10 protein-coding genes are annotated in these 11,742 nt (G+C 62.8%); 4 read left to right on the forward strand and 6 right to left on the reverse strand.

Features of this window, described 5'->3' with window-relative positions; translation table 11 throughout:
- Nucleotides 1-33: 33 nt before the first annotated feature.
- Together gnd and IVB47_RS04740 are read right to left on the reverse strand one after the other, a co-directional pair.
- Nucleotides 34-1,032: a phosphogluconate dehydrogenase (NAD(+)-dependent, decarboxylating) gene (gnd, locus tag IVB47_RS04735; RefSeq protein WP_027570567.1), complete on the reverse strand. Its 999-nt coding sequence runs from the start codon at nucleotides 1,030-1,032 to the stop codon at nucleotides 34-36.
- A gap of 13 nt (nucleotides 1,033-1,045) precedes the next feature.
- A complete protein-coding gene (locus tag IVB47_RS04740; protein WP_247460147.1) occupies nucleotides 1,046-3,895 on the reverse strand; it encodes a bifunctional transaldolase/phosoglucose isomerase in 2,850 nt (949 codons plus the stop codon).
- 307 nt (nucleotides 3,896-4,202) lie between these two features.
- Here IVB47_RS04740 and IVB47_RS04745 point away from each other — a divergent pair, with 307 nt between their 5' ends.
- The 4 genes from IVB47_RS04745 (at nucleotide 4,203) to IVB47_RS04760 (ending at nucleotide 9,937) form a co-directional block, all read left to right on the forward strand.
- On the forward strand, nucleotides 4,203-4,865 hold the full coding sequence (locus tag IVB47_RS04745) for a hypothetical protein (protein ID WP_247460148.1): 663 nt from the start codon (nucleotides 4,203-4,205) through the stop codon (nucleotides 4,863-4,865).
- Between the two features lie 299 nt (nucleotides 4,866-5,164).
- Complete coding sequence (locus tag IVB47_RS04750; protein ID WP_007595704.1) at nucleotides 5,165-7,108, forward strand: PrkA family serine protein kinase; 1,944 nt, start codon at nucleotides 5,165-5,167, stop codon at nucleotides 7,106-7,108.
- Between the two features lie 19 nt (nucleotides 7,109-7,127).
- Nucleotides 7,128-8,405, forward strand: a complete 1,278-nt coding sequence (locus IVB47_RS04755) for a YeaH/YhbH family protein (RefSeq protein ID WP_027570570.1) — start codon at nucleotides 7,128-7,130, stop codon at nucleotides 8,403-8,405.
- Nucleotides 8,402-9,937 carry a SpoVR family protein gene (locus IVB47_RS04760; RefSeq protein WP_247401472.1) on the forward strand — a complete coding sequence of 512 codons (1,536 nt, stop codon included), beginning with the start codon at nucleotides 8,402-8,404 and terminating at the stop codon, nucleotides 9,935-9,937. The genes IVB47_RS04755 and IVB47_RS04760 overlap by 4 nt, the downstream gene beginning before the upstream one ends.
- A 215-nt stretch (nucleotides 9,938-10,152) precedes the next feature.
- Here IVB47_RS04760 and IVB47_RS04765 read toward each other — a convergent pair whose 3' ends face one another.
- Genes IVB47_RS04765 through IVB47_RS04780 form a run of 4 tightly spaced genes read right to left on the reverse strand, consistent with a single transcriptional unit; the run spans nucleotide 10,153 to nucleotide 11,616 of the window.
- Nucleotides 10,153-10,596 carry a DUF1801 domain-containing protein gene (locus IVB47_RS04765; RefSeq protein ID WP_247287855.1) on the reverse strand — a complete coding sequence of 148 codons (444 nt, stop codon included), beginning with the start codon at nucleotides 10,594-10,596 and terminating at the stop codon, nucleotides 10,153-10,155.
- Nucleotides 10,597-10,598: 2 nt separating this feature from the next.
- A complete protein-coding gene (locus IVB47_RS04770) occupies nucleotides 10,599-10,817 on the reverse strand; it encodes a hypothetical protein (RefSeq protein ID WP_027570573.1) in 219 nt (72 codons plus the stop codon).
- Nucleotides 10,818-10,861: 44 nt separating this feature from the next.
- On the reverse strand, nucleotides 10,862-11,293 hold the full coding sequence (locus IVB47_RS04775; RefSeq protein WP_247358468.1) for an SRPBCC domain-containing protein: 432 nt from the start codon (nucleotides 11,291-11,293) through the stop codon (nucleotides 10,862-10,864).
- Nucleotides 11,290-11,616, reverse strand: coding sequence for a metalloregulator ArsR/SmtB family transcription factor (locus IVB47_RS04780; RefSeq protein WP_027570575.1), 327 nt, complete (start codon nucleotides 11,614-11,616; stop codon nucleotides 11,290-11,292). The genes IVB47_RS04775 and IVB47_RS04780 overlap by 4 nt, the downstream gene beginning before the upstream one ends.
- Between the last annotated feature and the right edge of the window lie 126 nt (nucleotides 11,617-11,742).

The following is an 11,742-nucleotide window of genomic DNA, read 5'->3' on the forward strand; positions in this document are numbered from 1 at the left end:
CCTTCGCTTGTTACGTTTTACTTCCGCTTCGAGCTATTTGGGCTTCGAAGCAGCCGACTGCTTCGGCTCCTTGTGGCCGCCGAAGCCGGCTCGCATCGCTGAGAGTATTTTCTCGGCGAAGGTGTGTTCCTTGCGGGAACGGAAACGTGCGAACAGCGCCGCGGTCAGGACTTCGGCCGGCACGGCCTCGTCGATGGCGGCATTCACGGTCCAGCGTCCTTCGCCGGAATCCTCGACGAAACCGGAATACTCCGCCAGCGCAGGGCTATCCGCGAGCGCGGTCGAGGTAAGGTCGAGCAGCCAGGACGGGATCACGCTGCCGCGCCGCCACACTTCGGCGATGTCGGCGAGATCGAAATCGTAACGATGATCCGCCGGCAAGGCCTCGATGTTGGCGTTCTTGAGGATATCAAAACCTTCGGCATAGGCCTGCATCAAGCCGTATTCGATGCCGTTGTGGATCATCTTGACGAAATGCCCGGCGCCAACCGGACCGGCATGGATGTAGCCCTGCTCGATGCGGGGATCGCGCCCCTCACGTCCCTCCGTGCGTGGAATGTCGCCGGCGCCGGGCGCGAGCGCGGCGAAGATCGGATCGAGCCGATCGACCACCTGTTTCTCGCCGCCGATCATCATGCAATAGCCGCGGTCGAGGCCCCAGACGCCCCCGGAGGTGCCGACGTCGACATAGTGGATGCCGCGCTCCTTCAGCGCCTTGCCGCGGCGGACGTCGTCCTGCCAGAACGTGTTGCCGCCGTCGATGATCACGTCGCCTTCCTGCATCACGCCCGCGATGGTATCGATCGTGGTCTCGGTGATGTGGCCGGCCGGCAGCATCACCCAGGCCGTTCGCGGCCGCTCCAGTTTCGCAATGAACTCTTCGAGCGTCGCCGAGCCTGTCGCGCCGTCTGCGGCAAGGCCCGCGACGGCCTTGGCGTCCTTGTCGTAGACCACGGTCGAATGTCCCTGGCGCATCAGGCGGCGAACGATGTTGCCGCCCATCCGGCCGAGGCCGATCATGCCGAGTTGCATTTGAGAAATTCCCTTAGTTCAGTGCGTCATTGAGCGCCGCATTGAGCGCCGCGAGACCCTTCTTGAGCCCGCCCTTCAGGTGGACCCGCAGCGCGCGCCGGCCGCGCTCGGTAAGCACGTCGAAGTCGCCGCGCGCCTGCGCGGCCTTGATGACGCCGAAGCTGGCCTTCTGGCCCGGCACCGGCAAGTCCCTGGCATCGTCGGCGGTGATCTGGAGGAACACGCCGCTGTCGGGCCCGCCCTTGTAGGCCTGCCCGGTGGAGTGCAGGAAACGCGGGCCGAACTCGGCGCAGGTTGCGACATGTCGCTTCTCGCGCACTTCGAGCCGCATGGTCTGGAGTGCGTCGATCGTCGTCTTGTCGCGGGCGATGTAGCCGAGCAGGGCGACATAGTCGCCACGTTTGGAGCGGGACAGATGCGCCTTCAGCCATGAGGTGAGGTCGCCGTTGGCGCCGGCGGCCCGCAGGGCCGCGGCATTGGTCTCGTCGGTGTAGAGATCGGCCTCGGTGGTGCTGACAACCGGCCGTTCGGCCGGCAGCGTGCCGGTCTTTTCGAACGAGGCGGTGAGCTCTCGGGTCTTGATCTTGGCCGCTTCCACGTCCGGCTGGTCGAACGGGTTGATGCCAAGGATGCTGCCCGCGACCGCCGTTGCCATCTCGAAGCGGAAGAACTCCTGGCCGAGATGGTCGATCGACTTCATCACGATACGCACGACGGGATGGCCGGCCGCTTCGATCGCAGCAAGCTGCGAGTCATGGGCGGGGTCCGCCTCACCCTCGATACGTATGTCGATGAAGAGCCGGTCATTGCCATAGACCGCGGGCTCGCCCAGCGGCTCGCCATCGATCGGGATCAGGCCCTTGCCGTCCTTGCCGGTCGATTCCGCGATGAGCTGCTCGGCCCAGGCGCCGAAATCGGCGATCTTCTTCGACGACAGGATCGTCACCTTGTCGCGACCTTCGAGCGCTGCATGGCCCATGGCAAGACCGAGCTGCACGCCGGGGTTCTCACTTGGCGGCACGTCCGGTCCGCAGGAGCGGGCCATCGCAAGCGCGTGCTTGACGAAGGTCTTGATATCGATGCCCGCGGTTGCCGCCGGCACCAGCCCGAACGGCGAGAGCACCGAGTAGCGTCCTCCGATGGAGGGCTCGCCGTGGAAGATGCGCGCGTAGTTCAGCGTCTTCGCCGCCTTCTCCAGCGACGACCCGGGATCGGTGACCGCAATGAAGCGATGGCCGGTCTTGACCTTCGGCCCGACCGTCTGCGCGACGCGCTCGTGGAAATAATCCTTCATCGCATTCGGTTCGGTGGTGCCGCCGGATTTGCTGGAGACGATGAACACAGTGTTGGCGATGTCGATCCTGGCCTCCATCGCCCGCACCTGTGCCGGGTCGGTGGAATCCAGCACGTGCAGCTTCGGGAACCCGGGCTTCTTGCCGAAGGTCTCGGCCAGCACCTCCGGCCCGAGGCTTGATCCGCCCATGCCGAGCACGACGGCGTCGGAGAATTTCTGGCCTTTCACACGGCCGGCATAATCCTCATAGTCGGCCACGTCGGCCTTGGCGGCGCTGTCGAGCCAGCCGAGCCATTTGTCCTCGTCGGTGCCGGTCCATACCGATTTGTCGCGCTGCCACAGCCGGCGGATCTTTGCCGATGCGCGCCATTCCTCGGTGCTCTTGGCCACGGCCTTGCCGAGACCATCGCCAAGCGAGAGAAGCTGGCGGTCGATCGCGGGCCCGAGCACGGTGGCGCGCTTGTGGGCGACCGCGCCATAGAGCTTGTCGGCGGCGTCGGCGAACTGCCTGACGCCGTCCCTGACGAGCTCCTCGGTGATGGCATCGAGCGAGACGCCGGAGCGCTCCAGCTCTTCCAGCACGCGCCTGGCGTCGTCGACATTCTCTTCCAGGCTGTCGCGCGGCGTGCCGTGGTCGCGGAACGCATCCAGTGTCGCCGGCGGCACGGTGTTGATGGTGTCGGGACCGATCAATTCCTCGACATAGAGGACGTCGCTATAGTCCTTGTTCTTGGTACCGGTCGAGGCCCACAGCATGCGCTGCGGTTTGGCGCCCTTGGCCGCGAGCTTCTCCCAGCGCGGCCCCGAGAACAGGCGCTTGTAATCCTGGTAGGCGACCTTCGCATTGGCGATCGCGACCTTGCCCTTCAGCGCGGCGAGCCGTTCCTTCTCGCTCGGATCGTTGGCGCGGGCGATCTTCTCGTCGAGCTGCTTGTCGACCACCGAGTCGATGCGACTGACGAAGAAGCTCGCGACGCTCGCCACGTGGGAGGGGTCGCCGCCACCTGCGACGTATTGCTCCAGACCGGCGAGATAGGCCTCGGCGACTTGCAGATAGACGTCCCTGGAGAACAGCAGCGTGATGTTGATGCTGATTCCGTCGCCGATGAGCTGTTCGATCGCCGGCAGGCCGTCCGGCGTCGCCGGCACCTTCACCATCAGGTTCTTGCGGTTGACGTCCTTCCAGAGCCGCCGTGCCTCGGTGACCGTTTCACCGGTGTCCATCGCCAGATAGGGCGAGACTTCCAGGCTGACATAGCCGTCGCCGCCCTTGAGGCGGTCGTAGACCGGGCGCAGCACGTCGGCGGCGTTCTGGATGTCCTCGACCGCGACGGCCTCGAACAGGTCGGCGACCGACCGATCGCCGCGCTTCAACGCCTTGCCGATCGGCGCGTCGTATTCGTCCGAGCTGCCGATCGCCTTCTCGAAGATCGAGGGGTTGGAGGTGACGCCCTTGACGCCGTCGGTGTCGATCAGCCGCTTCAGGTCGCCTTTGGCGATGAAGCCGCGGGCCAGGAAGTCCAGCCAGACGGCCTGTCCGTGCTTTTCCAGTTCTTTGACGGGATTCATGATGCTAATTTATCTCCAAGCCTGCGGGCGAGGGGTTTCCGCGCCGGTCCTGACGCGCTATCCTCTAGCTTACATGCTTCCTTGAGGGAACCAATCAAGGGTATGGGCGTCATATCCTCCAGTGTAACTCCGTCGCGATCATGGCGATCCGCGTAGAGGGAGCCGAGTTGCGTAAAAGGTCGTTGGCCGTGAGAAATCGGCCTGGCCGCGTTGCGTAACGTCAGCTGCTTCGGCTCGTCGCTCGTGGCTGCGCGGAGTACTCATCAGCGGATTCCGGTCCGCCTGATGCATCGTGGCTCGGTCGCGAATGGCCATGCTGGGGGAAAGCATGCAAGCACATCATGACCGTCTGGCGCTCGCTGTCACAGACAGTCCCCAATCGGTCACGTCGACCGGAAGCGTCGATGCGTCCCACGATCTCGAAATCGGTCCATGTACGACCCAAACGCGGCTGCTGGTCGTAGCAGGCTTCGCCATGACGCTGCTCAGCGCGACACTCGCGTTGGGCTGGTGGGATGCTTTTGGCGATTACGACACGACGGTCGGCTCTGCTGGCGTGGTGGTGTTCGCCTTGATGACCGGTCGGCTGATCTGGATTCTCCCCGCCGAACGGGGATCGGTGGTGATCGTCACCCCCTATGGCATCCGCGATCTCCGCATCGGCAATGAATTTTTGCTGTGGGACTCGATTGCGGAGATTTCGGCTGAAGAACGCCGCGGGCGCAAGGTGATCGTGCTGACGCCGACGCCGGCCTTGCAGCGGCAGCTCTGCACCATCCGCGGCTTGGCCCGTTGTGCGCAGGACGATCGGCAGAACGACCGCATCGTCATCCAGTCGGAGGGCCTGGCGACCGATTTTGATACACTGCTGCGCGCTTGCCGCGACTGTCACGCCGCCGGCGGTCCACGCACCGCATTGCAGCAGGAAGATGAACGCGGCACCCAAGGCTTCGCCGTACAAGCGTCATAAGATCGCCGTTCGCAGATCGCTATGATGGGGCGCCGGATGAGCGCATCCCCGGTAACGCCCGGATGTTGCGAGCGAGTGACATTTTCTGGAAATGAGCCAATATAGACAAAGATTCGCTCAAATATCAGGCAGGTGCCTGTTCGTAACTCACCCTGTGCCTACGTTGTGCGTTGCGCCGAGAAGGCGCCCGGGTGTCGAATGATCGTCATGTGCTCACGCTGATTCGAGAGTGGCGCTAAGGAACGGTCCGGTCGCTGCTTTCGTTCAATTGTGTAGCGGAACTCACGCGGAGAGGGATCATGTACAACGATTCTCTATTCAACGCTTTCGCTAAGTCGTTCGAGGCGAGAAGCCAACACGACATGTCGATGGCGGAATATCTGGAATCGTGTCGAAGCGATCCCATGAAATACGCGAACGCGGCCGAACGACTGCTAGCAGCGATCGGTGAGCCCCAGACGATTGACACGGCCAAGGACCCACGCCTTGGCCGTATTTTTTTGAACCGCACGATCCGCACCTATCCCGCCTTCGCCGGCTTCTACGGCATGGAAGAAACCATCGAGCGCATCGTCGGTTTCTTCCGTCATGCGGCGCAGGGCCTCGAAGAGCGCAAGCAGATCCTGTATCTGCTCGGTCCGGTCGGCGGCGGCAAGTCCTCGCTCGCCGAGCGGCTCAAGTCGCTGATGGAAGTGCACCCGATCTACGTGCTCAAGGCCGGCGACGAGCTCTCGCCCGTGTTCGAAAGCCCGCTCAGTCTGTTCGATCCGGATCAGCTCGGCCCGATGCTGGAAGAGAAATACGGCATTCCGCGCCGCCGTCTCACCGGCCTGATGAGCCCGTGGTGCTACAAGCGGCTGGAAGCCTTTGGCGGCGACATTTCCCAGTTTCGGGTCGCAAAGATCCAGCCGTCGCGGCTGCGCCAGATCGGCATCGCCAAGACCGAGCCGGGTGACGAGAACAACCAGGACATCTCCTCGCTGGTCGGCAAGGTCGACATCCGCAAGCTCGAAACCTACGCGCAGAACGATCCCGACGCCTACAGCTATTCCGGCGGCCTCAACCGCGCCAACCAGGGCGTGCTCGAGTTCGTCGAGATGTTCAAGGCGCCGATCAAGATGCTGCACCCGCTGCTCACCGCGACGCAGGAAGGCAACTACATCGGCACTGAGAACATCGGCGCTATTCCGTTCACCGGCGTCATCCTCGCGCACTCCAACGAAGCCGAGTGGTCGAGCTTCAAGGCCAACAAGAACAACGAGGCCTTCATCGACCGCATCTGCGTAATCAAGGTGCCTTATTGCTTGCGGATCACGGAAGAGCAGAAGATCTACGAGAAGCTGATCCAGGGCTCCGAGCTTGCGGCCGCGCCTTGCGCGCCCGCGACGCTGGAGACGCTGGCGCGGTTCTCGGTGATGTCGCGGCTGCGGAAGCACGAAAATTCCACGACCTACGCCAAGATGAGGGTTTACGACGGCGAGAGCCTGAAGGAGACCGATCCGAAAGCGCGCAGCGTCCAGGAATATCGCGATGCCGCCGGCGTCGACGAGGGCATGGACGGTGTCTCCACCCGCTTTGCCTTCAAGATCCTGGCTGCGACCTTCAACCACGATCCGCAGGAAGTCGCCGCCGACGCCGTGCATCTGATGTACGCGCTGGAGCAATCGATCAAGCGCGAGCAGCTGCCCGAGGAAGTCGAGAAGCGCTACCTCGAATTCATCAAGGCGGACCTTGCACCGCGTTATGCCGAGTTCATCGGAAACGAGATCCAGAAGGCTTATCTCGAATCCTACTCGGATTACGGCCAGAACCTGTTCGACCGCTACGTCGACTACGCCGATGCCTGGATCGAGGATCAGGATTTCAAGGACGCCGACACCGGCCAGCTGCTTGATCGCGAACTCTTGAACCAGGAATTGACCAAGATCGAGAAGCCGGCGGGCATCGCCAACCCGAAGGATTTCCGCAACGAGGTGGTCAAATTCTCGTTACGGTCGCGCGCCCAGAACGGCGGCAAGAATCCGACCTGGATCTCCTACGAGAAGATTCGCGATGTGATCGAAAAGCGGATATTCTCCCAGGTCGAGGACCTGCTTCCGGTCATCTCCTTCGGGTCGAAGAAGGACGGCGAGACGGAGAAGAAGCACGGCGAGTTCGTCGCACGCATGGTGGAGCGCGGCTACACCGAGCGTCAGGTTCGCCGGCTCGTCGAATGGTACATGCGCGTGAAGCAGGCCGGTTGAGGCGGATGGTAAAGTGCCGATTCACATTATTGACAGGCGCCTGAATCCAGGCGGCAAGAGTCTCGAGAACCGGCAGCGGTTCTTGCGTCGGGCCAAATCCCTGGTGCAGGGCGCCGTCAAGAAGACCTCGCAGGAACGCGACATCAAGGACGTCCTGGAGGGTGGCGAGGTCACGATTCCGCTCGACGGCATGCACGAGCCGCGTTTCCGCCGCGACGGCGGAACGCGCGACATGGTGTTGCCGGGCAACAAGAAGTTCATCGAGGGCGACTATCTCCAGCGCTCCGGCCAGGGCAGCGCCAAGGATTCCGGTCCGGGCGAAGGCGACAGCGAGGACGCTTTCCGCTTCGTGCTCAGCCGCGACGAATTCGTCGATCTCTTCCTCGATGATCTCGAACTTCCCGATCTGGCCAAGCGCAAGATCGCGCAGACCGAGAGCGAGGGCATCCAGCGCGCCGGCTACACCACGTCGGGCTCGCCATCCAACATCTCGGTGAGCCGGACGGTTCGGCGCGCAATGGCGCGCCGTATCGCGCTCAAGCGTCCCAGCAAGGAGGAGATCGAAGAGCTGGAAGCCGCTATCGCCGCATGCGCGGATGAGGACGAGCGTCTGGTGCTGATGGCCCAGCTCGAAAAACTGAAGGCGAAGTCCAAGCGCATTCCCTTCATCGATCCGCTCGACATCCGCTACCGCCGCTTCGAGACGGTGCCCAAGCCCGTTGCCCAGGCCGTGATGTTCTGCCTGATGGACGTGTCGGGCTCGATGTCCGAGCACATGAAGGATCTCGCCAAGCGCTTCTACATGCTGCTCTACGTCTTCCTGAAGCGTCGCTACAAGCATGTCGACATCGTCTTCATCCGCCACACCGATCGTGCCGAGGAGGTGGACGAGCAGACCTTCTTCTACGGCCCGGCTTCCGGCGGCACGCTGGTCTCCAGCGCGCTGCAGGCGATGCACGAGATCGTGCGCGAACGCTTCAGCCCGTCGGACTGGAATATCTACGCCGCGCAAGCCTCCGACGGCGACAATTCCTATTCCGACGGCGAGCTCGCGGGCATGCTGCTGACCGACAAGATCCTGCCGGTCTGCCAGTTCTTCGCCTATCTCGAAGTCGGCGAGTCCGGCGGCAGCGCCTTCGATCTGTCCGACTCCTCGCTCTGGACCCTCTACGAGCGCCTGCGCAACAGCGGCGCGCCGCTCTCGATGCGCAAGGTCAGCGAGCGCAGCGAGATTTTTCCGGTGTTCCACGATCTGTTCCAGCGCCGCGACACTGCCCAGGAGAAAGCCGCTCCATGACGGAACGCTTGTTCGAAGGCGCCGATTGGGATTTTCACACCTTGCAGCGCATCACGGATGCCTGCGAGGAGGTGGCGACGAAAGATCTCGGGCTCGACGTCTATCCGAACCAGATCGAGGTCATCACCGCCGAACAGATGCTGGATGCCTATTCGTCGGTCGGCATGCCGCTGTTCTACAAGCACTGGTCATTCGGAAAGCAGTTCGCCTATCACGAGGCCTCATACCGCAAGGGCCTGATGGGGCTCGCTTATGAGATCGTGATCAACTCCTCGCCCTGCATCTCCTATCTGATGGAGGAGAACACGGCGACGATGCAGACGCTGGTCATTGCGCACGCCGCTTTTGGCCACAACCACTTCTTCAAGAACAATTACCTGTTCAAGCAGTGGACCGACGCCGACGGCATTCTGGACTATCTCGACTTCGCCAAGAAGTATGTGATGAGCTGCGAGGATCGCTACGGCCGCACCGAAGTCGAGCGCACGCTGGACGCCGCACATGCGCTGATGTCGCATGGGATCGACCGCTATCCCGGCAAGAAGAAGCTCGATCTCCGCGCCGAAGAGAAGCGGGCAGGGCGCCGCCGCCAGCACGAGGAGGAGGTCTTCAACGACCTCTGGCGCACCGTGCCGGCGGGAAAGAGCAAGACCCGGTCCGCGCTCAGCATCGAACGCCGCCGCAAGCTGCTCGGCCTGCCGCAGGAGAACCTGCTGTATTTCCTCGAGAAGAGCGCGCCGCGGCTGGCGCCCTGGCAGCGCGAGCTGTTGCGCATCGTCCGCCACATCGCGCAATATTTCTATCCGCAGAGCCAGACCAAGGTGATGAACGAGGGGACGGCGACCTACGTCCACTATCGCATCATGACCAAGCTGCATCAGCAGGGCCGCATCAGCGACGGCAATTTCCTCGAATTCCTGCAGTCGCACACCAACGTCGTGTTCCAGCCCGAATTCGACGACCAGCGCTTCTCCGGCTTCAACCCCTATGCGCTCGGCTTCGCCATGATGCAGGACATCGAGCGCATCGTGACGCGGCCGGAAGACGAGGATCGCGAGTGGTTCCCGGACATCGCCGGCAAGAACGACGTGATGGGCGTGCTGCGCGACGTCTGGGCAAACTACCGCGATGAAAGCTTCATCGCCCAGTTCCTGAGCCCGAAGCTGATGCGGCACCTTCGCATGTTCCACCTGCATGACGATCCCGAGGAACGCGCCGGCATCCGGGTCGACGCCATTCACGACGAGCGCGGCTTCCGCCGCGTCCGGCGCGAGCTGGCACGGCAGCACGATGTCGGCTACATCGACGCCAATATCGAGGTGGTCGACGTCGATCTCTCTGGCGACCGGCGGCTGATCCTGCATCACCATGTCATCAAGGGCGCGCAGCTCAACGAGACCGACGCCAAGCGCGTGCTCCAGCATCTGGCCGATCTCTGGACCTACGATGTCGCGCTGATCGAGGTCGACGCCAACGACAAGGTGCTGCGCGAATATGTCGTAAGCCCGCGCCCGATCTCGGCGGTGGCCTGAGGGCGGCTGACTGTGCAGAGCAATACGTCGAGATGCGCGTTGATGTGCCCTCGCCCCTTGTGGGAGAGGGCGGCGATGCCGGGAGACACAAGCTCACTGGGGTGAGGGGTATCTCTCCACACTTCCCGTGTCGATAGAGACCCCTCATCCGGCGCTTCGCGCCACCTTCTCCCACAAGGGGAGAGGAAAGCGTTCGTGGCTCCACAACAACTGTTCTATGCGGAACGTTTCGCCGGCTTCTTCTTGGCTTTAGACGCATTCAGCTCCACCGCCGCGCGGATCAGCGCCTTCAACGCCTTCTCGTTGATCTTTTCGCCTTCGCGAATATCGATCGCGCGGCGCACGTTGCCGTCGAGGCTCGAGTTGAAAAGGCCCGCGGGATCCTCCAGCGCCGCGCCCTTGGCAAAGGTCATCTTCACCACGGCCTTGTAGGTCTCGCCGGTGCAGATGATGCCGTCGTGCTCCCACACGGGAACGCCGCGCCACTTCCATTCCTCGACGACATCAGGGTCGGCGTCCTTGATCAGGCCGCGGATTCGCCCGAGCATCTCGCCGCGCCAGTCGCCGAGCTCCTTGATCCTGCCGTCGATCATCCTGGATGGCGAGGCGCCATCCGTCTTCGTCGTGCTGCTGTTTTTCGCGGTCACGGCCTTCTTCATGTTCACGCCTCTTGTCGGGCGCCGCGGCGGCGGCCGAGATATGGCAGCGCGAACATATAGAGCCCGGTCGCAAGCAATGGGATCAATGGGACGAAGGCGAGCAAGCCGATCCACGTCGCCTGGACTTGCAGCGTCAGGGCGACGATGTTGGCGATGACGGCAAGCGTGAAAGCGATCGACAGCCAGCGATGGATCTGCCGAATCCACATATTTCCGGTCAATGAAACCTCCTCTTGAGATGATCGAATGAAGGCCGGCGGCCGAGCTAATCTGCCCGCGCCAGCAGCTCGTCCAGCTTGGCAAAAAACTGCTTCCAGCCGGCATGCGCGCCGCCAAAAGCCTGCTTCTGCGTTGGGCTGAAGCCCGCTTGCTCGACGCGCAGATGCGTGCCTGCGCCGGTCGGGGTCAGCGTGAAGGTCACGACGCTCTTGAGATCGAACGCCGCGTCGTCATGCGAGAAATTCCAGGTGTAGGCGAGCGTCTTCTGCGGCTCGATGGTGAGGACCTCGCAGTCCAAAACGCCGCCCCACTCGCCGCGAAGGTTGAAGCGGTGGCCCACGTTCGGCTTGAAGTCGTTCTTCATCAGCCATTCCTCGATCAGATGTGGTTGCGTCAGCGCGCGCCAGATCCGCTCTGCCGGAAAGGCAAATTCGCGCTCGATGACGACAGATCGGGTTTCGGCCGCGGATTCGTTCATTGGTCCATCCTCTTCAGGAGATCGTCGAGCGCGTCGAGCCGGTTCTGCCAGAACCCGGCCATCTGGCTGGTCCAGTCGATCAGCGGATTGAGCGCGCCGGGCTGGGCGCTGTAATGGGTCTGCCGCCCTTGATGCCGGTCGCGCACGAGGCCAGCCTGCTTCAGCGCGCCGAGATGTTTTGAGACCGCCGGCTGGGAAACGCCCGACAGTGCCGTCAGGGCTCCGACCGTCTGTTCGCCCTCGCGGCACAATCGTTCGAAGATCGCCCGACGGGTGGGGTCGGCGAGCGTCCTGAACAGAAGGTCGTGAGCGGCGACGGGCATATAATCCATAACCTGTAAGTTATGGGTGTATTCATAACCCCAGGGTTATGGGTAAGTCAAGCGCGTTGCGAGCGTGTGGTCCTCACTCGCGCAACCCGCTCCGCCGTCATTGCGAGGAGCCCTTGC

The sequence above is a fragment of the Bradyrhizobium sp. 62 genome, from assembly GCF_023073035.1.
In the GTDB taxonomy this organism is placed as follows: domain Bacteria; phylum Pseudomonadota; class Alphaproteobacteria; order Rhizobiales; family Xanthobacteraceae; genus Bradyrhizobium.